The 24,438-nt window shown below is 44.8% G+C and carries 24 protein-coding genes; 8 read left to right on the top strand and 16 right to left on the bottom strand.

What is annotated here, in order from left to right; translation table 11 throughout:
• Nucleotides 1–89: 89 nt before the first annotated feature.
• From ICN31_RS07895 to ICN31_RS07880, 4 genes are read right to left on the bottom strand one after another with little or no spacing between them, the layout of a single operon-like run.
• On the bottom strand, nt 90–1,247 hold the full coding sequence (locus ICN31_RS07895; protein WP_216260268.1) for an FAD-dependent monooxygenase: 1,158 nt from the start codon (nt 1,245–1,247) through the stop codon (nt 90–92).
• Between the two features lie 9 nt (nt 1,248–1,256).
• A complete protein-coding gene (locus ICN31_RS07890) occupies nt 1,257–2,630 on the bottom strand; it encodes an aminopeptidase P N-terminal domain-containing protein (RefSeq protein WP_216260266.1) in 1,374 nt (457 codons plus the stop codon).
• Nucleotides 2,614–3,330 (bottom strand): N-acetylmuramate alpha-1-phosphate uridylyltransferase MurU, encoded by a 717-nt coding sequence (gene murU, locus ICN31_RS07885; RefSeq protein WP_216260264.1) that lies wholly within the window; start codon nt 3,328–3,330, stop codon nt 2,614–2,616. The genes ICN31_RS07890 and murU overlap by 17 nt, the downstream gene beginning before the upstream one ends.
• Before the next feature lie 10 nt (nt 3,331–3,340).
• Nucleotides 3,341–4,345 carry an aminoglycoside phosphotransferase family protein gene (locus ICN31_RS07880; RefSeq protein WP_216260262.1) on the bottom strand — a complete coding sequence of 335 codons (1,005 nt, stop codon included), beginning with the start codon at nt 4,343–4,345 and terminating at the stop codon, nt 3,341–3,343.
• 33 nt (nt 4,346–4,378) lie between these two features.
• Between ICN31_RS07880 and ICN31_RS07875 the strand changes: the two genes are divergently transcribed.
• The 4 genes from ICN31_RS07875 to rsmA are packed head-to-tail and all read left to right on the top strand — an operon-like array spanning nt 4,379 to nt 10,114.
• Nucleotides 4,379–6,901, top strand: coding sequence for an LPS-assembly protein LptD (locus ICN31_RS07875; protein ID WP_216260259.1), 2,523 nt, complete (start codon nt 4,379–4,381; stop codon nt 6,899–6,901).
• On the top strand, nt 6,898–8,352 hold the full coding sequence (locus ICN31_RS07870; RefSeq protein ID WP_255530939.1) for a peptidylprolyl isomerase: 1,455 nt from the start codon (nt 6,898–6,900) through the stop codon (nt 8,350–8,352). Before ICN31_RS07875 ends, ICN31_RS07870 begins: the two co-directional genes overlap by 4 nt.
• Nucleotides 8,327–9,334, top strand: a complete 1,008-nt coding sequence (gene pdxA / locus ICN31_RS07865) for a 4-hydroxythreonine-4-phosphate dehydrogenase PdxA (RefSeq protein ID WP_216260257.1) — start codon at nt 8,327–8,329, stop codon at nt 9,332–9,334. The genes ICN31_RS07870 and pdxA overlap by 26 nt, the downstream gene beginning before the upstream one ends.
• Nucleotides 9,335–9,337: 3 nt before the next feature.
• Nucleotides 9,338–10,114 (top strand): 16S rRNA (adenine(1518)-N(6)/adenine(1519)-N(6))-dimethyltransferase RsmA, encoded by a 777-nt coding sequence (rsmA, locus tag ICN31_RS07860; protein ID WP_216260255.1) that lies wholly within the window; start codon nt 9,338–9,340, stop codon nt 10,112–10,114.
• 6 nt (nt 10,115–10,120) lie between these two features.
• On the opposite strand, the gene ICN31_RS07855 is transcribed toward rsmA, so the two are convergent.
• The 9 genes from ICN31_RS07855 to ICN31_RS07815 are packed head-to-tail and all read right to left on the bottom strand — an operon-like array spanning nt 10,121 to nt 20,082.
• Entirely contained in the window at nt 10,121–10,855 is a 735-nt protein-coding gene (locus tag ICN31_RS07855) for a 1-acyl-sn-glycerol-3-phosphate acyltransferase (RefSeq protein ID WP_216260253.1), read from the bottom strand.
• A 7-nt stretch (nt 10,856–10,862) separates the two neighbouring features.
• The gene (gene gmhB, locus ICN31_RS07850) at nt 10,863–11,435 is read right to left on the bottom strand and encodes a D-glycero-beta-D-manno-heptose 1,7-bisphosphate 7-phosphatase (RefSeq protein ID WP_088525366.1); all 573 of its coding nucleotides are present in this window, start codon (nt 11,433–11,435) and stop codon (nt 10,863–10,865) included.
• Nucleotides 11,432–13,570, bottom strand: coding sequence for a glycine--tRNA ligase subunit beta (gene glyS, locus ICN31_RS07845; protein ID WP_216260252.1), 2,139 nt, complete (start codon nt 13,568–13,570; stop codon nt 11,432–11,434). Before glyS ends, gmhB begins: the two co-directional genes overlap by 4 nt.
• A 25-nt stretch (nt 13,571–13,595) precedes the next feature.
• Nucleotides 13,596–14,480 carry a glycine--tRNA ligase subunit alpha gene (gene glyQ / locus ICN31_RS07840; protein WP_216260250.1) on the bottom strand — a complete coding sequence of 295 codons (885 nt, stop codon included), beginning with the start codon at nt 14,478–14,480 and terminating at the stop codon, nt 13,596–13,598.
• Between the two features lie 59 nt (nt 14,481–14,539).
• The gene (lnt, locus tag ICN31_RS07835; RefSeq protein WP_370624299.1) at nt 14,540–16,036 is read right to left on the bottom strand and encodes an apolipoprotein N-acyltransferase; all 1,497 of its coding nucleotides are present in this window, start codon (nt 16,034–16,036) and stop codon (nt 14,540–14,542) included.
• A gap of 44 nt (nt 16,037–16,080) precedes the next feature.
• Complete coding sequence (locus tag ICN31_RS07830) at nt 16,081–16,920, bottom strand: HlyC/CorC family transporter (protein WP_216260249.1); 840 nt, start codon at nt 16,918–16,920, stop codon at nt 16,081–16,083.
• A 56-nt stretch (nt 16,921–16,976) separates the two neighbouring features.
• Nucleotides 16,977–17,435 (bottom strand): rRNA maturation RNase YbeY, encoded by a 459-nt coding sequence (gene ybeY, locus ICN31_RS07825; protein WP_216260247.1) that lies wholly within the window; start codon nt 17,433–17,435, stop codon nt 16,977–16,979.
• On the bottom strand, nt 17,425–18,771 hold the full coding sequence (gene miaB, locus ICN31_RS07820) for a tRNA (N6-isopentenyl adenosine(37)-C2)-methylthiotransferase MiaB (RefSeq protein WP_216260245.1): 1,347 nt from the start codon (nt 18,769–18,771) through the stop codon (nt 17,425–17,427). Before miaB ends, ybeY begins: the two co-directional genes overlap by 11 nt.
• A 48-nt stretch (nt 18,772–18,819) precedes the next feature.
• Nucleotides 18,820–20,082: a putative Na+/H+ antiporter gene (locus tag ICN31_RS07815; protein WP_216260242.1), complete on the bottom strand. Its 1,263-nt coding sequence runs from the start codon at nt 20,080–20,082 to the stop codon at nt 18,820–18,822.
• A gap of 58 nt (nt 20,083–20,140) precedes the next feature.
• On the opposite strand from ICN31_RS07815, the gene ICN31_RS07810 reads away from it, so the two are divergent.
• Complete coding sequence (locus ICN31_RS07810) at nt 20,141–20,542, top strand: rhodanese-like domain-containing protein (protein WP_216260240.1); 402 nt, start codon at nt 20,141–20,143, stop codon at nt 20,540–20,542.
• 27 nt (nt 20,543–20,569) lie between these two features.
• A complete protein-coding gene (locus tag ICN31_RS07805) occupies nt 20,570–20,962 on the top strand; it encodes an OsmC family protein (protein WP_255530937.1) in 393 nt (130 codons plus the stop codon).
• A 35-nt stretch (nt 20,963–20,997) separates the two neighbouring features.
• On the opposite strand, the gene ICN31_RS07800 is transcribed toward ICN31_RS07805, so the two are convergent.
• Together ICN31_RS07800 and ICN31_RS07795 are read right to left on the bottom strand one after the other, a co-directional pair.
• Nucleotides 20,998–21,285: a glycine zipper domain-containing protein gene (locus ICN31_RS07800; RefSeq protein WP_216260237.1), complete on the bottom strand. Its 288-nt coding sequence runs from the start codon at nt 21,283–21,285 to the stop codon at nt 20,998–21,000.
• Nucleotides 21,286–21,332: 47 nt separating this feature from the next.
• On the bottom strand, nt 21,333–21,695 hold the full coding sequence (locus ICN31_RS07795) for a Rap1a/Tai family immunity protein (RefSeq protein WP_216260235.1): 363 nt from the start codon (nt 21,693–21,695) through the stop codon (nt 21,333–21,335).
• A gap of 136 nt (nt 21,696–21,831) precedes the next feature.
• On the opposite strand from ICN31_RS07795, the gene ICN31_RS07790 reads away from it, so the two are divergent.
• Together ICN31_RS07790 and ICN31_RS07785 are read left to right on the top strand one after the other, a co-directional pair.
• On the top strand, nt 21,832–23,034 hold the full coding sequence (locus ICN31_RS07790; protein ID WP_216260233.1) for an ammonium transporter: 1,203 nt from the start codon (nt 21,832–21,834) through the stop codon (nt 23,032–23,034).
• Between the two features lie 44 nt (nt 23,035–23,078).
• Nucleotides 23,079–23,606 (top strand): gamma carbonic anhydrase family protein, encoded by a 528-nt coding sequence (locus tag ICN31_RS07785; RefSeq protein ID WP_216260231.1) that lies wholly within the window; start codon nt 23,079–23,081, stop codon nt 23,604–23,606.
• Nucleotides 23,607–23,660: 54 nt separating this feature from the next.
• On the opposite strand, the gene ICN31_RS07780 is transcribed toward ICN31_RS07785, so the two are convergent.
• A complete protein-coding gene (locus ICN31_RS07780; RefSeq protein ID WP_216260229.1) occupies nt 23,661–24,422 on the bottom strand; it encodes an SDR family oxidoreductase in 762 nt (253 codons plus the stop codon).
• Between the last annotated feature and the right edge of the window lie 16 nt (nt 24,423–24,438).

The raw sequence follows: 24,438 nt of genomic DNA, 5'->3' as shown, positions 1-24,438 counted from the left end.
AAGAGGTCCAAATTTGCCTAATTTTTAGGCAAATTGCTTGATTCCTATGAATCCTAGAATGCTGAGATTTGTAAGGCCTTTTAAGCCCTCTAGCGCCTACCAAACATCATCTGGCGAGCTAAGGCTGTTTTGACTGGCGGAAGCCACTGAAGGGCCGATAAAGCTAATCCACGGGCCATCACTATTGGAGCCAGATTTGAAGTAAATACCCTAGCCATGAAGTCTGTAAGACCAATGGTGGTGGTGCGGTCGACTTTGCGACTTTGCGCATAACTCTCTAATGCACTTTGAATGTTTGCTGGCGTTTGGTTTTCTGCTGTTCCTGAAAATGCCGCGACTAACTTTTCAGCCAGCAAGAAAGCATCGCGCAATCCTAAATTTAACCCCTGTCCCGCAACGGGGTGCAAAGCTTGTGCAGCATTACCAATCCACACTTCATTATCTTTAGTAATTTCTTTGCGGTAGTTCAGGCCTAGCTCATATAGGCGACGATCTTGAATTTTGAGAAAGCGTCCAATACGTGAGCCAAACTCGTTTTGCAATGATGTCAGAAAATCAGCATCACTTAATTGCAGACGATGCTGTGAAGAACCAGGAGTTCCGCACCATACAAGATTCAAAATATTGGGACCATAATGACTTGGAAGAACTGCTAGTGGTCCTTCCGATGTAAAGCGTTCCCAGGCTTGATGAGGTGGAGCATTCTCTACCTCAACTAAACCCACTAAAGCCGATTGATCATAGTCTCTGCCAGATTCAACCCAGTCTTGATTTTTAAATAGACCCCCCTCAGCGTGCACAATACACCTGGCGTTGATCTCAGCCTGCCCATCTTCTTTGTTAATGTGTTGCCAAACAAAATGAGGGCTCTTGTTTTGAATTGATCTTAGTGCTTGTCGTAATGCCATATGAATATCACGATAGCGAATGATGTGTCCCAAAGCATCTTGACTAAGCTCTTCTCGCGTCATCAATGCGCGACCAAAGCGACCTGCTTGTGAAACATGCACACGATGAATATCAGCACTGTCAGCAGGCCAAGCATGAATCGTATCGAGCAGTAGTTTGCTGCCATGAGAAAGCGCAATGCCACGACTATCGGCTGCGACTAGATCGGCATCATCGACCGGGTTTCGATCAATCAGGATAACTTTTGCATCAGGAAACTTTTGCAAAGTCCACGCAGCGCAAGCAAGTCCAACCGGCCCGCCTCCCTGAATCAAGATGTCACAACGAGATGCACTCATGATTTGAATTTAGGCGTTCTTCATAATGGCTTCGATTTCATCGGCCTTGACTGGTACCCCGCGAGAGATTAATTCGCAGCCAGAATCATTAATCACTGCGTCATCCTCAATGCGAATACCAATATTCCAGAAAGCCTCATCAATATCATCCGCAGGTCTTACATATAAGCCAGGCTCAATCGTGATGACCATTCCGTTTTTGAGAATGCGCCAAGGCTTCTCTTCTTTGGAGGAGCTATTGCTTTGTTCGCGATAAGAGCCAACATCATGTACATCCATACCCAGCCAGTGGGAGGTGCGGTGCATGTAGAAGCGGCGATAAGCACCAGTCTCGATGGCATTCTCAAGCGAGCCTAACTCTGAAAGTTTGAGTAGTTTTTCATCTAGCAGTCCTTGGGTGAGCACTTTAAGTGCCGCTTCATGGGGCTGCATAAACGTGTTTCCTGGCTTGGTCATTGTAACTGCTGATTCTTGTGCAGCGAGGGTGATGTCGTAGAGTGCGCGCTGAGGGCCTGTAAATTTTCCATTGACTGGAAAAGTGCGTGTGATATCAGATGCGTATCCATCAAGCTCACAGCCTGCATCAATTAAGCAAAGTTCACCACTGCGTAATTCGGTTGATCCCGCCCGGTAGTGAAGGATGCATGAGTTTGCGCCTCCAGCAACAATACTGTTATAGGCCACACTTTGTGCTCCGCTATTGCGGAATTCATGGAGCAATTCTGCTTCAAGTTGATATTCGCGCAAGCCAGGTTTGCACACTTGCATAGCCCGAATATGGGCCCGTGCAGAGATGACTGCGGCACGGCGCATAGTATCAACCTCATGTGCATCTTTGAAGAGGCGCATCTCATGAATCAGAGCCTCTACATCATGCAACTCTGAAGGTGGATTAATACCAGCGCGCGCTTGTCCGCGAACCTTCTTCATCCAGTGACGTAAGCGCCGATCCGCTTCTGCGCTTTCTGCTAAGCGGATATAAACCGCATCTTGATCAGCTAACAGTTCACCTAACTTATGATCAAGTTCTTGGTTGCTATATGCGAATTCAACACCAAGTCCTGCGATTGCGGCATCAGGCCCGAGACGAATGCCATCCCAAATTTCTCGTTCAGTATCTTTTGGTCTGCAAAATAAGTGCGATTGAAGCTTGTAGTTTTTGCCGCTACTGTTGACTTCCATAACCAAGGTTGCACCCGGCTCTTCAAAGCCGGTTAAGTAAAAGAAATCACTGTCATGACGATAAGGAAATTCGCTATCGCGATTACGTGCTAGCTCAGGTGCAGTAGAAATAACGGCAATACCACCACCAGATTTGGCGTGAATTTGTTTTGCGAGCGCATTTCTGCGTTCTTGATAGATATTGTTATTCATAAGCTGCATTGAGCTCTTGTAAGCGTTGTGGAGTACCTACATCGTGCCACGGACCGGTATATTTTTCACCAGACACCTTATTTTGTTCCATGGCTTGGATGAGTAGGGGCGCCAGTTTGGCTGGGACGCCCATTTTTAATTCTCTGAAAAGGTCTTTATGGTAGATGCCAATCCCTGAAAAAGTCAGTTTTTCTGCTCCTGCTGATTTGTCAGTGCTGACTATGGAGTCTTTGAGGTAGAAGTCACCATTTGGATGTTGAACTGGGTTTGGAACCATTAAAAGGTGTGCCAATACTTTCTTGGGACTGCTTTGAAGCTTTGAGGCCTCCTCCAAAAGAGACTTGATTGCTAGATTTGGGGCAAATACATCGCCATTGATCACTAGAAAATAGTCTTCCGGGGAAAGTAGGGGGAGTGCTTGGCGGATCCCTCCTGCAGTTTCTAGAGCGCTTGCTTCTGGGGAGTACTCAATACTAAGACCAAATTGATGGCCATCTCCCAGGCTCTCTTCAATTTTTTTACCAAGCCAAGCATGATTAATCACAACCTTTTGGATGCCTGACTGAGCAAGGGCTTCAAGATGCCATGCTAGTAAAGACTTATTTTGAATTGTGAGTAAGGGTTTCGGTAAGTCATCAGTGAGTGGACGCATCCGCTCGCCTCTACCGGCAGCCAGAAGAAAGCAAGGAAGAGAATTTTGCTTGTCCATTACTTTTTACTTATGATTCTTTACTTTGGCGGGTCGACTCCAAAATGCGCGCCAAAGGTTTTAATTCAATGTAACGATTTGCAGTCGCAATCGCGTACTCTAAAACTAAAGGGATATCTTTGAGATAACCATCTTTACCATCGCGATGAAACAGCCTTGCAAAGATACCAAGGACTTTCAGATGGCGTTGCAAGCCCATCCACTCAAAATCACGATAGAACTGCCCGAAATCATTTGGCATTGGGAGGCCAACTTTACGACCCTCTTCCCAGAATTTAATAATCCAATCAATGACACGCTCTTCAGGCCAGGCGATATAAGCATCGCGCCACAAGGAGGAGGCATCGTAAGTAATGGGACCATAAACGGCGTCTTGAAAATCGATCACGCCTGGATTATCTTTTTCGGTCACCATTAAATTTCGTGAATGGTAGTCACGATGAACGTAGACTTTTGCTTGCGCTAGATTATTTTCAATAATCAACTCAAAAGCTTTACGAAGCTGGGTTTGCTGAAGATCATTTAATTCAATATGGAGATGCTTCCTTAAATACCATTCAGGAAATAAATCAAGCTCTCTTTGCAATAGCGCTTCATCATAATTTGGCAGTACATTCGGCTTGCTGGCTAATTGCATTTGGACTAAAGCATGAGTTGCATCTTTGTAGAGGTGATCTGCGGTTTCACTAGTGAGTTCTGCCAGATAGGTCTTGGTGCCCAAATCATTTAATAAAAGAAAGCCCTGTGCAACATTTTGTTCGAGGATTTTTGGAGCGTTTAACCCTGCAGAAGAGAGTAATAAATCGACCTGAATAAAAGCATCCAAAGGCTCGTGCTGAGGAGGCGCATCCATCACGATTAAAGTCCCGTAATTGTGCTTTTGGGACTGAATTCGGAAATACCGTCTAAAGCTGGCATCTGCTGAGGCTGGAGCCAAAGTGTCAAGATCTAATTGCCAGCTAGGGTCTAGGGCTTTTAGCCAGTCGCGGAGGGTATTTAGGCGAGAGTCAGTCATGGTCGATTCGTATAATAAGGCTGGTCTGGATCCATGAGTCATTATCGCCGTCGCGCCGGCCTTTGCGCCCCTCTTTTTTTGGCTATAACCCTGCGCATCATCATGGGGGTGATATTGCTGCAACTCGCACTCCCGATTCGGGCGCAGGCGCCTACTCCATTACCCCCAGTTTCGCAGTCGAATCCCAATACTGTTTTATTACCTGACCGTGGCAATGTGACCATATTGAAGTTGGATGATCAATTGCGCGTTGGTCAGCCAATTGAAGATGGTAAATCGTTGACCTTTACCTCTAGCGATGTAATTGATGGTGTAGTGGATCGTGATATGCATTTGAAAGGTCGTGCGCAGATTCGTCGTAATGGCGCAGTTCTTAAGGCAGATGAAATTACCTATGACCCTGATACCGATATTGCTAATTTAACTGGTAACGCAGAGCTTTCTAAAGGGAACGTTGTCTTTAAGGGGCCTAGCGGACAATTTAAAGTCGATGCACGTGAAGGTTTCATGGAGATGCCTACTTACGAACTGCGTGATAGTCGCGGAAGTGGCAAAGCAAAAAAATTAACGATTGATAGTCCTGATGTTTTTGTTTTTGATAAAGCAACTTATACAACCTGTACTCCAGAAAATATGGACTGGTATTTCACGGTCAGCAATCTAGAAATCGATAACGAGCAAAAAGAAATGGTTGGCACACACGGAGTGATGCGATTCTTTGATGTACCAATTGCCTACACCCCTTATTTCAGTGCTCCAACCGGTGGGCAGCGTCGTTCCGGTATTTTGGCTCCCGTTGCCGGCTATAACTCGAACAATGGCTTTGATATTACCCAACCTTACTACGTCAATATTGCACCCAATCGCGATTTACTTTTATTACCTCGTTATATGGCTCAACGTGGCGTGATGTTAGGTGCACAGTACCGGTTCTTAGATAGTAAATATTCTGGCACTCTCGCGGGCGAGATTTTGCCATATGACAAGCAAACAGGCACTGACCGATGGAAATACGATTGGCAGCAACGACAGGCATTTAGTGGGGGCATTGGACCGGGCGGAGTTCCTTTGCCAGGCTCATGGACAGGTTATGCAAACATGGCCAGAGTTTCAGACAATTTGTACCCAACCCAGTTTTCTCAAAGTATTGCAGGGGCGGTAACTAATCAATTCCGTCAGGAGGTTGGAACAACCAAGGGGCTTACAGGTAGTTTAAGTAATTGGAATGTTTCAGCGAGGGCCATGACTTTCCAAACACTACAACCTGATCCAAGCGTTACGGTGCAATCGCCATATAACGTATTGCCCAATGTTACTGCTGCCTATAACAATCGTTTAACTCCGGCTGTTGTAAGTTCAAATGGTAAGTACATAACCTTACCGAGTGGACCGGCAACCACATTTTCTACAGATTTCACGCGTTTTGCATACAACATTCAAGGGCACTTACCCGCCACTGCCCCCGGTGTATATAGCCAAGCTGACAGAACGGTAGTGAAGGGTGCAATGGCATTGCCACAAGTGACACCAGGTTATTACGTTACGCCCAAGGTCAGTTTTCAAGCAAACACCTATAACGCTGCGCCTTTTAATAATGTTGGAGCAGCGCCAGCTCAGGGCTTCACTATTCCAACACTTAGCCTAGATTCTGGTATGGCCTTCGAAAGGGATGCCGCAGAGCTAAAAGGATTCTTTGGGCGCGATATGTTGCTGACGATGGAGCCAAGAGCAATGTATGTCTATACCCCATACCAAAATCAGGCACAAACTCCAATTTTTGATACTGCAGATGCAGGTTTTGGTGTCTCACAGATTTTTGCTGAAAACACTTTTATTGGTAATGATCGTATTGCAGATAAAAATGCTGCAACACTGGGTATGACCAGTAGGATGCTTGAGGCAGGTACTGGAGCTGAGCGTGCGAATGTAACCCTAGCGCAACAACAACAGTTCTCAGCGCAAAAGGTTGGTTTAAACGGCAATATCGCTAATCCATCAACCTATTCAGATACCCTAGGCTCCGGCTCAATTCGATTGCTCGGAAACTTAAGTGCCGATATATTTGGTCAGTACAACACCCAACTCAATCGTTTTGTGCAAACTACCGTGGGCGGTAGTTGGCGACCTACCCCTGGAAGAAGTTTGAACTTTGGCTATCGCAATGTGTGGTCACCGCCTGTTGAGTCATCGATTCAAAATAATCAGACTTTTACCCCTGCGGCGACTACAACCGATCAGTACAATATTTCTGGTCAATGGCCTATTACACGGGAATTATCTGCATTAGGGCGGTGGGGTTATGATGCATTGACAACTAAAACCTTAAATACTTTAATTGGCTTCGAATGGACCAAAGATTGCTGGACATTCCGCGGCGCATATTCCCAGATGCTGAATTCATCAGTCTTAACAACTACTCAAGTGCTCTTCCAAATAGAATTTAGGGGCTTTGCTAGTGCCGGTAGCAATCCAGTTGATATCATGAAGCTAAATGTACCTGGATATATGCCCACTTCAAAGCCTATACCTCCTTCAATATATGAGAACTATCAATGATGCTTTGTAGGAATCACCTGAAACAGCACCTGACTACTGTCCTACTGCTAGGTGTCGTTTTGTTTTCGGGTATTGCCCACTCTCAAGATTCTGCTAAGACTAGCAATACAACAGAGAAAAAGATTCGCAATATCGATGGCGTTGCTGCAGTAGTAAATACAGGTTATGTCACCCGCAAGGAAATCGATGATCGAATCGCAATGCTTCAGAAGCAGGGTTCGAAGTTACCTGACCTTACGAATTTAAGAACACTAATTTTAGACCGCCTCATTATTGAAAAAATTCAATTACAAAATGCTGAGCAAGAAGGCATCATAGTCACCAATAAAGAGCTAGATCAAATTATTGGAGATATTGCCTCTAAAAATAAAGTGAGTTATGCCGAATTTAGGTCCAAAGTCATTTCTACAGGACTATCATTTGAGCGCTATAAAGAGAATTTACGTGAAGATATTATTGTTAGCCGGTATCGAGAGCGCTCAGTAGATACTAAGATCAAGATTTCAGATGCGGAGATAGATAATTTCATTGCTGATCGCATGCGTGCCATGGCTGGCGGCGGCGACCAACTTTCTGCGCCACCAGTTAAAGGGGGTCCAGAAGAAATTGATGTTGCTCAGATTTTTATTCCTGTCGATGCGGGTGCCGGCGCAAGCGCTCAAGCAGAAGCAAAGAAGCAGGCTGAGGCCTTGTTGCGTGATGCAAAAGGCGATGTAGACTTTTTGCAACTCGGCGCTGCTGCCGCAAAAGAAAATCCTAAAATTAAATTTCAAGATTTAGGTTACCGTAGCCCTGATCGTTTGCCACAATTATTCTATGAAGCCATCCGAAATACTGGCGGCGGGCAAGTTGCAGCTAGCGTTGTTAAGAGTCCAGCCGGATATCACGTACTCAAGGTTTTAGACCGTCGCGCTATTGCTGTAGCCCCTGCTCAGCAAGCCTCAACGCAAGAGCCCGTGTCTACAACACCCCAAAATATTCCAATCACCCAAACGATGTCGCGTCATATTTTGTTAAAAAATAGACCAGGGCTAACCGATCAAGATGCTGAGAGGCGCTTGCAAGGTTATCGCGATCAAGTGCGCGCTAAGACTGCTGATTTTGGTGAGCTCGCTAAAAAATATTCTGAGGATGGCTCGGCTCCAAACGGCGGTGATTTGGGTTGGATGGGTCCTGGAGATTTGGTGCCTGAATTTGAGCAGGCGATGAATCGACTTCAAATAGGTGAAGTGAGTAATCCGGTCAGGTCTGAATTTGGTTGGCACCTTATTCAGGTGTTAGAGCGTCGTCAAGCACAGTTAACGGTAGAAAAACAGCGAGATTTTGCGCGCGCGGCTATCCGTGAAAGAAAATTCGAACAAGCTTATCAGGACTGGGTGCGTGAATTGCGCGATACAGCAACTGTAAAAATCTTGAATACAGACGATGCAGCCGACGCCGCGCTTCGTTAAATTAGTAATCACTACTGGTGATCCTGCTGGTATCGGGCCAGAAGTTTCTTTGGCTGCAGCAAAGAATTTTTTGAGTGAGCAGCCTCATGTACAGATAACTTTATTAGGCGATGCAAGCTTATTTAAAGATTCTTCAGGTAAAAACCTGAGCACTACTGAGCGTTTAATGATTGAATCAATTTCACTTGGTTCACCTATGGTCCCAGGAGTTTTAAATCCTGCCAATGCTCAATATGTTCTCAATCTTCTAGATCAAGCTAGCGAAGCTTGTCTAAATGGAGATTTCGATGCGATGGTTACAGCCCCAGTTCAAAAGAGCCTAATTAATAATGCTGGCATTCCTTTTACTGGACATACTGAGTATTTAGCGCAGCGCTGCAATACAAAGCACGTAGTCATGATGTTATGTGCTCCATTACCTGCTGGCTTTTTGGGAATTAAGTCTCAAATCGACCTAAGGATTGCATTGGTAAGCACCCACCTTCCTTTGAAGGAAGTTTCTGCATCCCTAAGTTACGAGCTTTTGCTTGAAACGATTCAAATAGTAAACCAAGAGTTGCATGAAAAATTTGGTATCGCCAGACCAGCGATTCGGGTTGCTGGCTTGAATCCGCATGCTGGAGAATCGGGTTATTTGGGGCGCGAAGAAATTGAGATGATTGCGCCTGCAATTGAGGCCGCTAAACAGCAAGGTATCAGGGTTTCTGGGCCGTATCCTGGGGATACCATGTTTGATGCCGCTGCACTAGAGCATGTTGATGCATTTATAGCGATGTATCACGACCAGGGATTGGCTCCGTTTAAATTTGTCACATTTGGCGGTGGCGTGAACGTCACTTTAGGTTTGCCAATCATTCGCACCTCAGTAGACCATGGAACTGCATTGGATATTGCTGGGAAAGACATTGCTGATTCTGGCAGCATGCTTGAAGCTCTTCGTTTGGCTTATACACTTGCCCTTAATAAAAGAAATATCAGCTAAGTAATGCATCGTGCGCGCAAACGTTTTGGGCAGAATTTTTTGCAGAATGATGGGATTATTTATTCGATCGTAGCTTTAATCAATCCTGGCCCAGATATGCATGTGATTGAGATTGGCCCCGGTCTTGGTGCTTTAACCATACCTTTACTCAGAAATCTCGATCAACTCGATCTTCTAGAAATTGACCGTGACTTAGTAGCCTATTGGAAGCAGCAAAACCTCGATGACTTAACCGTCATCGAAGGCGATGCCTTACAGTTTAATTTCCTGGAGTGGGCTAAGAATCGCTCTAATAAAAAAGGGTTCTGTAAGGTAGTGGGTAATTTACCTTACAACATTTCTTCGCCATTATTGTTCCACCTTGTTTCAGCTGCCTCATGCATTGATGAACAAATATTTATGTTGCAAGCCGAAGTTGTAGAGCGGATGGTGGCAAAGGCAGGAGGCTCTGATTTCAGTAGATTGTCTGTGATGCTTCAAGCTCGCTACGATATGGAGCTTGTCCTGGAGGTCCCGCCTGAGGCCTTTGAACCAAAGCCAAAAGTGAACTCTGCGGTGGTTCGCATGATTCCACGCAAAGACTTTAATTTAAGCAATACTCAGTGGAGCGCCTTAGAGCAGGTAGTTGCTGCAGCCTTTTCTCAAAGAAGAAAGATGCTGCGCACTAATTTACAAGCGTTTGCAGAGAGATTGAGTTTGACCGAGCTTGAGTTAAAGGCTAGGGCGCAGGATATTCGAGTCGAGCGATATATTGAGTGGGCTAAAGTTTTAGCCTCTTAAACAATCTTATTTATAGGCGCTTGGATCAATTACTCGCATTTCAGATTCGATCCAGCCCTCAACTTCTTGTTGTAATTCTTCGCCTGATTTACCTTCAGAAATAATCGCTGGGCCAATCGAAAAGATCACTGTGCCAGGACGCTTTAAAAAGCTATTCTTCGGCCAGAAATTACCAGCATTGTGTGCAATGGGTATGACTAGCGCACCTGTGGCGCTTGCAAGACGCGCGCCACCTTTACGATAAGGTTTAGTTGAGCCTCTAGGTGTTCTGGTGCCCTCTGGGAAAAGCATGATCCACTTACCTTCGCTTAGGCGTTTACGACCCTGGCTAGCAACTGATAGCGCTGCTGTTTGTTTATTTGCGCGATTAATGTGAATCATCTTGAGCAAAGCTAAGGCCCAGCCAAAAAATGGAATCCAAAGCAGCTCGCGTTTAAAAACGAAGCAAAGCTGTTTAGGAAGAAGGGCAATATAGGCAATCGTTTCGTAAGCAGATTGGTGTTTGCTAAGGATGACGACCGGTTGATCTAGTACTGCACGCATATGCTCCATCCCTCGAATTTCATAATGGATACCGCATAGATGCCACAAAAGCCAAATGACTACTTTGTTCCAAAGTCCGATAAAGCTATAGCGGTTTTCTGGGGTCAAAAAAGGAAATGCCAGCATGCATAACACAGACCAAATCGGGGTAAAGATGAGTAGAAATAAAGCAAAGAGAGTAGAGCGTAAGTAGATCATTCTGTCTCTAAGCCTTACCTTCTAGGAGTGCGTTTGCAAATGCCATCAGATCGGCATGAATCTGTGTACCTTCGGGTAGGTTGCCTTGATCGATGGTCTTTTGACCTTTGCCAGTGAGAACTAAGTGAGGTGAGGCGCCTAAGGCAATACCAGCCTGTAGATCGCGCAAAGAATCACCAACAATGGGTACTCCCAAGAGGGGTTGGGTGCTGTCCAACTTCTTATAACGTAAGGCAATCTCTTTAATCAGGCCAGGTGCAGGCTTACGACAATCACAGCCATGAGAATCTACATGCGGGCAAAAAAAGATACTATCAATGTGACCACCTAATGGCTGTAGGAGTTTATCCATTTTGCTGTGCATTGCATGTAAATCATTAATCGCAAAATAACCTCTAGATAAACCAGATTGGTTGGTGGCAATCGCTATTTGATAGCCTGCTTGATTTAGTAGTGCTATTGCTTCTAAGCTGCCTGGCAGTGGAACCCATTCATCAACAGATTTCACATAATCGTCACGATCTTCATTGATCACGCCGTCGCGATCGAGAATAATGAGTTTGGAGGAGCTCAGGCTCATGCTAATTTGCCGAGATCGGCAACGAGATTCATTTTCTGGTGAAGTTGTTGCAGAAGAGCTAGGCGGTTATCGCGTAACTCTGGATCAGGATCCATCACCATGATGTCAGCAAAGAACTGGTCAATCGGTGCGCTCAAGGCAACTAGAGTTTTTAAGAGTTCAACAAATTGACGCTTTTCATAGGCGGCAGTGAGTGCGGGGGTAATGCTTTCTAAAGCTTTGTGCAGACTAGCTTCCGCAGGAATTTGCAATAACTTGCTAGAGCAGCTTGCCGGAATTGGGGTGGTTGTTTTCTTCAGAATATTACTAATCCGTTTATTTGCGGCAGCAAGTTGGCCCGCTTCAGGCAAAGCATTAAATTCTCGCAAAGCAGTTAAACGTTGAATCAAGTAATTAATATGCACGGGTTCTTGGCTAAGAACAGCATCAATTTCAGCGCTGGTGAATGATTTTCCAGTAATGGACTGATCTCGGAGATAAGCACGTAAGCGATCGATGATGAATTCATAAATATCAGTAGAGTTTGCTTTTGCTTGGACGTCTTTTTGCGGAAACTGCACACGAGCCAACTCAATTAACTCAGGTAAACCTAAAGAGAGGTTCTTTTCCAAGAGTAGACGACAAATACCTAAGGCATGACGACGCAGCGCATAGGGGTCTTTATCGCCAGTGGGGGCTAGTCCAACACCCCAAATGCCAACAAGAGTTTCAAGCTTATCGGCAATAGCTAAGATTGTTCCAGTTGCAGTCTGCGGTAGGGCATCACCCGCAAAGCGTGGCATATAGTGTTCGCTACATGCGGCAGCTACCTCAGAATCTTCACCATCATGTGTCGCATAGTAGCTACCCATGATGCCTTGTAGTTCGGGGAACTCCCCAACCATATCGGTTAGTAGGTCAGTTTTGGCAACCTCTGCAGCACGACTTGCTAGCTTTTCGTCAGCATGAAGTTTTTTTGCAATACCTACAGCAAGACCTTGAACACGCTTAGCGCGTTCAAGCTGACTGCCTAGTTGATTGTGATAGACCACCTTGCCAAGATCGGTAACGCGGGAAGCCAAAGAACGTTTTTGATCTTGTTGGAAAAAGAAACGAGCATCTGCAAGACGTGGACGTACAACCCGTTCATTACCAGAGATAATGGCATCTGGCTTAGCAGTTTCAATATTAGAAACAATTAAGAAACGATTACGTAATTTTCCTTGCTGATCAGTCAATGCAAAGTATTTTTGATTAGTTTGCATAGTGAGAATTAAGCATTCTTGCGGCACTTCCAAGAATTCTTGATCAAAGTGACATTCATAAATGACAGGCCATTCAACCAGGGCAGTCACTTCATCTAATAAGCTATCAGGCATCAATACAAGATCACTGCCAGCTGCCTTTAGGAGCGCCACTTCAATTTGCGCTCTACGCTGATTAAAGCTAGGAACTACCTTGGCCTTGGTTTGCAGCTCATTTTCATAATTATCTGCAGTAACTATAGTGATATTGCCAGGCGCTAGGAAGCGATGCCCCTCTGTTTGGTTGCCCGCATGAATACCTAAGGCGCTAATGTGCAGAGTTTTACTGCCGTGCAAAGCAATAATACGGTGGGCTGGCCGTGCAAATTGAACATCAGCTAATTGACCATCTTTCTGTAGCACTTGATAGTGCATCATTTTGGCAATTGGTAATTTACTGAGCGTTTGCTCAAGCGCTGTTCGTGCGGTGTGTTCTAGTGCCGCACCCTTGGCAATCACATTAAGGTAGAGCGCTTCATTTTTACCTTCACCAGATTTCTCAAGGGTGGCGATATCAATCTCACCATAACCAAGTGCGCCTAATTTTTTTAGTAAAGGCGGAGTTGCTTTTCCTTGAGCATCAAAAGCAATGCTAGTCGGAAGTAGTTTTTCGCGTACTGGATAGTCGGGCGCTTGATCAAGAACATTACTGATTTGAACTGCCAGTCGACGTGGTGTAGCAAAGCTAGTTGCCTGTGATAATTCATTTGCTAAGCCAGCAGCCTTTAAGGCAGCAAAGATTCCCTCGCTAAAAGCATCACCTAAGCGACGTAGTGACTTAGGAGGCAATTCTTCGGTGAACACTTCAATTAATAAAGTAGCAGACTGAGAAGGTAAATTGGTTGTGCTCATAGATAGATTACTGAGATCTGGATACCTAAGCCTTAGCTTGGCGTTGACACATTGGGAAGCCTAGCTTTTCACGTGACTCAAAATAAGCTTGAGCTACTGAGCGAGAAAGGTTGCGAATACGGCCAATATAAGCAGCACGTTCAGTAACTGAAATAGCACCACGAGCATCAAGGAGATTGAAGGTATGTGCCGCCTTCAGAACCATCTCATAGGCTGGTAGGGCAAGTGGTACTTCCATCAAGCGTTTTGCTTCGCTCTCATAATTTGCAAAGTTTGAAAATAAAAATTCAGTATTTGAGTGTTCAAAGTTATAGCAAGATTGCTCTACTTCATTTTGGTGATACACATCACCATAAGAAATGCCGTCCGTCCAAACGAGGTCATAAACATTTGAGCAATTTTGGATATACATCGCTAAGCGTTCGATACCGTAAGTAATTTCGCCAAGCACGGGCTTGCAATCTAAGCCACCCACTTGTTGGAAATAAGTGAACTGAGTCACTTCCATGCCATTTAACCAAACCTCCCAACCTAAGCCCCAAGCTCCTAGAGTGGGGTTCTCCCAATCGTCTTCTACAAAACGCACATCATTTTCTTTGAGATTAAGGCCTAATGCAGCTAGTGATCCAAGGTATAGCTCAAGAATATTTTCAGGGGCCGGCTTTAGAACAACTTGATATTGGTAGTAATGTTGTAGGCGGTTTGGATTCTCGCCATAGCGACCATCTTTGGGTCGGCGGGATGGTTGTACATAAGCTGCTTTCCAAGGCTCTGGACCGATAGCGCGAAGAAAGGTCGCGGTATGCGATGTGCCTGCGCCAACCTCAAGGTCGATGGGCTGCAATAGGGCACAACCTTGTTGGTCCCAATAATCTTGAAGTTTGAGAATGATTTGCTGAAAAGTAAGCATGATTAACCTGGCTAAGCCGTTGATTTTACATGGCTAGCAGGGTCTGGAGTCAAAAATGACTAAAAACGTCGATGACGAATCAGGCCCCAGATCAGCAGGAGGCAGGAAATGCTCAAAATTGGCAAATTACCCCAAATGACGTACGGCGTTTTACCTGCATATGGCTGGAGCTGGGCGCTTAAACTTGCTTGAGTAAATTCGGGGAGGGCGTCCAGTATCTTGCCATCGGCACCCAAGACTGCGGTAATACCAGTATTCGTAGCGCGTAAGGCTGGCAGACCTGTTTCAAGCGAGCGCATTTGGGATAGGCGCAATTGTTGTGTGGGGGCTTGTGATTGCCCAAACCAGGCAAGGTTGGTCATATTAATCAGCAAGTTAACGGGCGCTTGACTATTCTGAATGCGAGAAGCTAGCTCGCCACCAAATACATCCTCATAACAAATCGTTATGGCAGCATGAATCGCAGATTGATTTTTGCGTGCAATCTCAAAGGGCTCTTGCTTAAGACTTCCTCTAGCGAAGTCACTCATCGGTACGTTAAAGGCTTGGACAAACCACCGGAAGCCTAGCGGAATAAATTCACCAAATGGTACTAAGTGAGATTTATCGTAATGGTATGGAGCAGTATTTGGGGATAAGCCAGTTGCTCGGTTCGTGTACTGCATACCCTTAGCAGTTCTCACTTCACCAATCAGACCAAGGAGAAGATTGCTTGAGCTGCTATTTGAGAAGTTTTGCAAATAATTCATCAAGCCAACTGGAAGATTATTTTGAGGCCATGGAAATGCAGTTTCAGGAATGATCACAAGATCAGCCTTCTGCCTCTTAATTTCACTGGCGTAGAAATCAATTTGTTGATTGATTTCTAGTGGATTGAATTTCAGACTTTGCTCAAAATTCCCTTGTATCAGACGAATGCTAATAGGCTCGCCAAAGGGTTTAGTAAAAGAAATGAATCCTGCCAGCTGTGAAATCGTAAGGACGGCAGCAATGCTAATGACACTAATTTTGAAACGCTGCTTGAGATGAAAAATCTCCCAAGAAGTCCAGATCACTAAAAAAGTACAGGCCAACCCACCAAAAAATGGGGCTATGGATGCAAAGGGTCCATTGACTTGCGTCTCTGCAAAACCCATCCAAGGAAAGCCGGTAAATATTTCTTCGCGTAGGTATTCACCAAGCACCCAACTTGAGGCTAGCAACAGACCTAATACATAAGAGGATTTAAAGAGTCTGATTGATATGCATGCGATTGAGAAATAGAAAGCAACATATGTCGAGAGTAAAAAAACCGCCATGCAGGAAAGTAAAAAATTCATGCCGCCAACATCATGCAAGCTGATATAAAGCCACCAAAGCCCTGCAACAAAGTAGCCAATACCAAATGAGAGACTAGAGAAAAAGTACTGTTTTAGTGAGCAATCTTTTAGTAGGCTAAGTCGCCACCAAAGGATGCTGAGTAAGGGGATCTGTATCCAGCCGCCATATGGCAGTTCGGCCGCTAAGGCAATTAGAGCACCTAAAACCGATAACGTGATGAGCACTAATGCGTTCACACTTCGATGGGCCTTGCCAGAATGCAGATCAAGCAAGGTGATTCTCAGTCTACGGTTTTTGGTATTTGACGTGCCAGCAAGATATGAACTTGTCTTGGGTCGGCACGTAGTACTTCAAACTCAACACCATCCATTGCAATCAGCTCACCAATTTTTGGAACGCGGCCCAGATGCTGAACCACAAGACCCGCTACAGTTTCAATATCTTCCACTGCAAATTCAGTGCCGAGTGCTTCATTCAACTGCTCGAGTTCGGTAATGCCTTTTACTCGAATATCACCGTTATCTAAATAGATAATATTGTCAGCCTCTTCATCGATATCGTGCTCATCCTCAATATCACCAACGATTTGTTCAAGCACATCCTCGATAGTGATAATGCCGGCTATACCACTATATTCATCGACTACAACCGCTAAATGATTGCGGTTATCTTTGAAGTCACGCAAAAGAACGCTCAAGCGCTTTGATTCAGGAATAAAGACCGCTGGACGAAGCCAGTCACGTACTTGAAAATCTTTTTCTGTTGCGTGCCTTAGTAAATCTTTAGCTAACAGAATGCCAATCACGTTATCACGACTGCCCTCAAATACTGGAAAGCGGGAGTGCGCTGCTTCAATAACAGTTTTAATCAAATCACCAAGAGGTAAGTTGATATCGATCCAATCAATTTGAGCGCGAGGCACTAAGATATCGCGGGCACAGAGTTGACCAACCTGAAACACACCCTCAATCATCGAGAGTGCATCAGCATCAATGAGACCTTCAGTTTGTGCTTCACGTAGTGTAGCGATTAACTCTTGGCGTCGCTCACTAGGCTTGGTTGGCAATGGTGATAAAAAAGCAGCTAAGCGATCTAAGAGGGATTTATTGGGGTCGGGCATGTAGCAAGAATAGCGTAGAAATAGGTTAAATCAATGAATCTGTATCAGATCATGAATTATTGGTCTAGATAGGGGTTGGTAAAGCCTAGTTGATGCAATATTTTGACTTCAAGAGCCTCCATCTTTTCGGCTGCCTTTTTAATCTCATGGTCATATGCTTGAGCATGGAGGCAGCCGTGAACGATCAAGTGAGCCAAATGAGCTTTCAGAGACTTATTCTGTTCTTTCGCTTCTTTTTGAATAATGGGTAGGCAAAAAATAATGTCTGCAGACAAACTATTTTTAGAAAGCTCATACGGGAAAGTGAGGACATTGCTTGCGTAATCTTTTTTGCGAAATGCGAGATTCATTTTTTTTCCTTCGGCAGCATTCACAAAACGCAATGTTAATAAGCCGCCATGGTCTGTTGTGGCCTTCACCCACTTTTTGATTAAAGTAGCAGAGGCAGCCTTAGATATAGCAGCCTCAATAGCTGGGCTTGCATACTGAAGATCAATGGTGAGTTTAGTGAGCATGGGCTTTGACTAATTCGCCTCTTAAGGTGTAATTTAGTACTTCAGTAATGCGAATATCAACCATCTGTCCGATCAGCGATTCAATTGCTTGGTCGGGTGTTATGAAATGCACAACGCGATTATTCTCGGCGCGACCTTGTAAGTTGATACCATCCTTTGCTAGACCTTCAATCAACACCCTCTCGGTATTGCCCAGCATTTTTTGACTGATTTGATTTGCTTGTCCCTCAACAAGTGCTAACAGCGTTTGTAAGCGCTTTAGTTTTGTTTCGTATGGAGTTTCATCAGTGAGATTGGCGGCTGGTGTTCCTGGACGCGGACTAAAGATAAAGCAAAAACTATTGTCGAACTCAAGCTCGCGAACCATCTTCAAGAGCTTTTCAAAGTCTGCCTCAGTCTCACCAGGAAAACCTACAATAAAATCGCTTGATAAGGTCAAATCAGGTCGTACGGCTCGCATTTTGCGAATGATGCTTTTATATTCCAATGCGGTATAGCCCCGTTTCATGGCCGATAGCATTGAGTCAGCCCCATGTTGAACTGGTAGATGCAAGTGACTCACCAGCTTAGGAACTTTGGCATACACATCGATCAGGCGTTGCGTGAATTCTTTAGGGTGGCTAGTGGTAAAGCGAATACGCTCAACCCCAGGAATATCAGCAATGTATTCAATCAGTAAAGCAAAGTCGGCGATCTCATCTGTGCCACCCATTTTGCCAAGATAGGCATTAACGTTTTGACCAAGTAAAACAATTTCTTTAACACCTTTGCTGGCAAGTCCTGCAACCTCGGTAAGAACATCATCAAATGGTCTTGATACTTCTTCCCCGCGTGTATAAGGAACTACGCAGTAGCTACAGTACTTGGAGCATCCTTCCATAATAGAGACATAGGCAGATCCTCGAGTTTGGCGCGATGCAGGAAGATGATCAAACTTTTCAATTTCAGGAAAAGAAATGTCTACTTGTGAGATGCCAGTATTGCGACGTTGCGCAAGCAGGTCAGGTAAGCGATGTAATGTTTGCGGCCCAAAGACTACGTCAACATAGGGCGCACGACTGACAATTTGCTGACCCTCTTGGCTTGCTACACAACCACCAACACCAATTAATAAATGAGGTTTAGTTTTCTTAAGCTCACGCAAACGTCCTAGGTCGGAGAAGACTTTATCTTCGGCTTTTTCTCGAATGGAGCAAGTATTGAGAAGAACGACATCTGCATCTTCTGGGGTATTGGTCATGACCATGCCTTCTTCGGCATGTAGCAGGTCGGCCATCTTACCCGAGTCATACTCGTTCATTTGACAGCCAAAAGTTTTGATATAGAGCTTTTTCATATGCCGTTCTCAGGTTTATAACTGGGGGCGAAGCTCAGATTTTACCGTCTATATGAGTCGATAAGCCAAAATTGCTACTACTGTGGGTGGAAGTGCTGCTATTAGGAGATAGAGGGCTGACACAGCCCCATTTGGAAAGTGTTGCCGCAAGATGGCAATTCCTGCTGGGTTGGGTGCATTAGCGATGACAGTCAATCCACCGCCAGCAACCGCTCCGCCCACTAAAGCCAGCTTGAACTCTAAGGAAGTATCTGTGACCAAGGATCCCAAATAAGTCAGCGCTGCATTATCTGTGATCGCTGTTAGTGCAAGACTGCCATAAAAGACTGCAGTGGGACTCATCTTTTCAAGAATCGGTTGCAGCCACCATCCTTGCAATGCTCCTAAAACCACTAAACCGGCCAAGAAGAAGCCAACCAATAATGCCTCTTTCAGAATCAGCGGATTTTGATGTTTAGGATATGCAGTGGTGTAGCCAATAAAGAACAGTAGTATCCACATAAAGATCACAGGGTCATGAGCAAACACCACAACGCCAAGCAAGAATAGTAAATGCATCAAGATCACTGCAAGTGGTATTTTGACTTGCTTGGTACTGCTGTTTGGCTCAATCAGCTGACGATGAAATAGCAGTGTTACTCCAAGTGCATTAATAAAAATGGCAATGCAGGATTCAATGCCGAAATTGGTAAACATGAACGCTGAGCTCCAACCCCAGGTTGAAGCAACCATGAGAACTGGAGGTGCAGCGAAGTTGGTTAAGGTACCGCCAATGGAGACGTTGACAAAGAGTACGCCCAGCGTTCCAAATAGCAATGCTTTTGAGCACTGGTGTCGATAGACTGAATCACGCAGTAAAAATGCAGCCAATGTCATGGCTGCAGGCTCTGTAATAAGAGATCCTAACAATGGCGTGATTGATAGTGTCAAGAAATATAAAGAAGGCGCACTTCTAATGCGCAAAATGAGCTGGAGCCCTTTCGCCAGCAGATACAAAACTTCAGTAGAGATAAATAGAATTGGCTTGCTGCCCGCCACAATCATGATGGCAAATACGAATAAAGGCTCTGTAAAGTTACGCTTTGCTAAAAAAGCTCTGGCAGTATCTAAATCATCAATAAAACAAATGAAGATGATTAGGATAGCTGCCCAAAAGCCAAAAACAATTTCAACTTCGCCCAGGAGGTGCCAAAGGCCAGAATGGCTCCTTGAGTTTTTGGCTAGAGTCTCAAAGTAGGCAGTGCAAAAAGTATGTAAAACTGCAATGGCAAAAATAATACTGGCGCCAAGTTCTGTAGGGGTAAAGTTCATAGCAGGATGGTAGCAGGTGATTGAATACTCTAAGACATTGTCACTTTAGGGGGTTTTGGTGAAATTAAAGATTGGCTATAAAGAGCTCATTGCCAGCGCAATGACCCAAATTGAAACTGTTCCGCTAGCAAAGGCGCAAGACTTGCTGGGCGACTCTAATACTGTTTTTGTTGATATTCGTGATGTTCGAGAATTAGAGCGCGAAGGTATGATTCCAAATGCAATGCATGCTCCCAGAGGGATGTTGGAATTTTGGGTTGACCCTGAGAGTCCTTATTACAAGCCGATTTTTGGCGAAGGTAAGCGTTTAGTTCTTTATTGTGCTTCTGCTTGGCGTTCTGCCTTGGCGACTGAGACACTGCAAAGAATGGGGGTGCCCAATGTATCTCATCTAGAGGGTGGGTTTAGTGCCTGGAAAAAAGCTCAGCTACCCACAGTCGATAAAGCAAGTAAGCCCTAAGTAGCATTATTTATTTTAATTGAGGTCATGATGAGAAAAGTAGAGTCACAGTTTGGCGAAGGTCCACTCCAGCAAAAGTTAAGTACGGGCGATTTACATTTTTTATCTGATGCAGAAGTTAGTAAGGGTGGTGGTGGAACTGGGCCTAGTCCACATGAATATCTAGGCGCTGCTTTAGCGGCTTGTACAAGTATGACCTTAAAGATGTATGCCAGTCGTAAAGCAATGAGTCTAGAGAATGCTATCGTGATTGTCGATATTGAGCGGGTAGATGATGTCGAAAAATTTACACGCGATATTCAGTTGATTGGTAATTTAAGCGCAGAAGAAAAAGATCGCTTGATAGAGATTGCCAATAAGTGCCCTATACATAAAGCTTTAGCGGGACAGATCCAAATAAAAACCCAGCTAGTAAATTAATATAAGCTGGGTTGTTTGCTGCACTAAGACTAGAATTAGTTTGGTGCTTTTGCCGGCTGATTATTTTTTCCTGCCTTGTAGCCGGAGTTATATTCTGATGCTTGCTCTTTCTTATAAGCATCGTATACATAACCAGAGGCTGCGCCAACAGCTGCGCCGCCAACTGCACCCCAAATAGGATTGCCGTGGAAAATAGCAGTACCGACTGCACCAGCAGCTGCGCCGATGCTTGCGCCTGAAAGTGTGCGTTGCTCTGTATTGCTCATATTTGAGCAGCCAACAATCACAAGCGTTGCTACCGAAATCGCGATAATTTTTTTCATATCAACTGATCCTTTAAATAGATTTTGAGTTTGCTAAGTTGTGTGAATTATTTACTGGCGCAAGGAAAGCGTGTGGCCATAAAGCCTAAAAACACACCTGAAGCTGGTTTGTCAGCTGCTTGTTGATTCGATTGTGCAAACTTTACAAAATCACCGATCACTTCATCGCGCGCAGGAGCAGGTTGCTTAACGCAAATAAAGGGTTTGGCACGTTGTGGGTGTCGTGTTGCTAAATAGGTTTCATATACGGCAGTCGTAAATCCAATACAAAAACTGCGAGATTCTGGACTTGCGGGGAGTTTGCAAACATTGACTAATTCTTGGGTGCTCAGTACTTTGATGGTTTCTTGAGCCTGAGCTGGGGCAGAGAATGCTGCAAAAGCTGCCGAAATAATAAGGAATTTCTTCATGGGCTTCCCCTAAGGTATATGAAATTCCATCATAAACCATATATTTGACCTATTAGCGCACTAAAGAGGTGCATTCTGCACTGATTTGGAATTATCTTTTCCCCATAATGATGCAAAAAATCAAAGGAGAAATTTCGTGGAAATTTTAAAAACAGGTAGTGATGCTTTATTCATTTTGCTCGGTGCAGTCATGGTTCTGGCCATGCATGCTGGTTTTGCTTTCCTTGAACTAGGCACTGTTCGTAAAAAGAACCAAGTCAATGCCTTGGTCAAAATCTTGGTGGACTTTGCAGTTTCAACCATTGCCTATTTTTTCATTGGATATAGCATTGCTTATGGCGTGAGCTTTTTCTCCGGCGCAGAATTGCTGGCTGAGAAAAATGGCTATGAGTTAGTGAAGTTTTTCTTCTTACTTACTTTTGCCGCCGCTATTCCTGCAATTGTTTCTGGTGGCATTGCGGAGCGCGCTAAATTCAATCCACAACTCATTGCAACATTTGTGTTGGTGGGTTTTATTTATCCTTTCTTTGAAGGTATCGCATGGAATCAGCACTATGGTATTCAGGCGTGGATCAAAGGTTTGACTGGCGAAGAATTTCATGATTTTGCTGGCTCAGTAGTAGTTCATGCAGTAGGCGGTTGGATTGCTTTGCCAGCAGTGATTCTTTTGGGGGCTCGTCGTGGGCGCTATACCAAAGAGGGTCAGATTTCTGCGCATCCACCTTCAAGCATTCCGTTTCTTGCTTTAGGTGCATGGATTCTTGCGGTAGGTTGGTTTGGTTTTAATGTGATGAGTGCACAGACGATTGATAAGATCAGCGGCTTAGTCGCAATGAATTCATTGATGGCGATGGTCGGCGGCACGCTCGCAGCCTGGGTGGTTGGTCGCAACGATCCGGGTTTTGTATATAACGGCCCTCTTGCAGGTTTAGTTGCTGTTTGTGCAGGATCTGATTTGATGCATCCGATCGGCGCATTATTTGTTGGCGTAGTGGCGGGTGCATTGTTTGTTTATATGTTTACCTTGGTCCAAAACCGCTGGAAAATCGATGATGTTCTGGGCGTTTGGCCGCTGCATGGCCTGTGTGGACTCTGGGGTGGATTGGCTGCCGGTATTTTTGGAACGAAAGCGCTCGGCGGGATTGGTGGCGTCACCTTTACGGGCCAGTTGATTGGTAGTGCGCTTGGCGTGGGCATCGCCTTAATTGGTGGATTTATAGTCTACGGAACACTGAAGGCAGTACTCGGTATTCGGATGTCTCAAGAGGAGGAGTATGAGGGCGCCGACTTAAGTGTGCACCGTATTTCTTCTACTCCAGATCGTGAGCCTAACTGGTAGTTTTCAGTCTTTCTATATAGCCTGTTTCATACCTATAATGAGTCATGGCTATATTTGAACTAGACGGAAATGCTCCTCAGTTATCTGAGGGAGCTTGGGTTGCCCAGAGCGCTGAGGTGATCGGCAAAGTAGAGCTCCATAAAAATGTGAGCATCTGGCCCAAAGTCGTTATCCGCGCCGATAACGATCTTATTCAAATTGGTGAAGGTAGCAACGTACAGGATGCATCAGTTCTGCATACTGATCCTGGCTTCCCGCTCATGATTGGTAAAAACGTTACAGTGGGGCATCAAGTCATGCTTCATGGTTGCTGTATCGGTGACGGAAGTCTGATTGGTATTGGTGCAGTGATCTTAAATGGCGCCAAGATTGGCAAAAACTGTTTGGTTGGTGCGGGAGCTCTAGTAACTGAGGGTAAAGAGTTTCCAGAGGGCTCAATGATTATTGGCTCGCCCGCTAAGGCAGTCAAAACACTAAGCCCAGAGCAAATTGCTGGTATTGATGATATTGCTGGACGCTATATTAAGAATGCGCAGCGTTATACCAAGACGCTTAAAAAGATTTCTGAATAATTGATTGGATGCTCACGGGTTTAGAGTGAGCATCTATCTCCGAATCAATTAAAACTAGCCTCTGCCAACAAAAGGCATTTTGGTGGCCATGATCGTCATCGATAAAATATTACTTTCTAGCGGTAGCTGCGCCATATGCAGAACTGCCTCTCCAACGTGCTCTACATCCATGCGTGGTTCAACCTTAATGGATTGATCAGCCTGCATGATTCCAGCAGCCATGCGCTCTGTCATTTCTGTTGCCGCATTACCAATATCAATTTGTCCGCAGGCAATGTTAAATGGACGACCATCTAGCGCAATCGTTTTTGTTAAACCGCTAATCCCATGTTTAGTAGCAGAGTAGGGGGCTGACATGGGTCTTGGGGCATGCGCAGAGATTGAGCCGTTATTGATAATTCTGCCGCCTTGTGGAGATTGTGCTTTCATCATCCGAATAGCTTCTTGCGAGCATAAGAAGGCACCACAGAGATTTGAATTCACAACATTCATCCACTGCTCATATGTCAAGTCTTCCATTGGAATCGCGGGCGCACCAATACCTGCATTGTTAAACAAGACGTCAATACGTCCAAAGCGTTCCTTTAGGGCGGCAAACAATTTCTTTACTTGCTCTGGTTTACCAACGTCACAGGTAACTGCTAGGCAGTTCTCATTATTTCCGCCGATATCGATAATTGCTTTTTCTAGTTTCTCTAGATTGCGTCCAGTGAGGACAACTTGATAGCCGCCTTTGAGAAGCGCCTTAGCCGCTGCTCTTCCAATACCTACTCCAGCTCCAGTGACGAGCGCTACCTTATTATTTGTTTGTGGCATTGCTTTCTTTCTAATA

Origin of the sequence: Polynucleobacter sp. UB-Piko-W3, assembly GCF_018881635.1 — a bacterium.
Taxonomy (GTDB): domain Bacteria; phylum Pseudomonadota; class Gammaproteobacteria; order Burkholderiales; family Burkholderiaceae; genus Polynucleobacter.
Note: the sequence above shows the minus strand (reverse complement) of the source record. Positions and strands in the feature narration are given on the sequence as shown.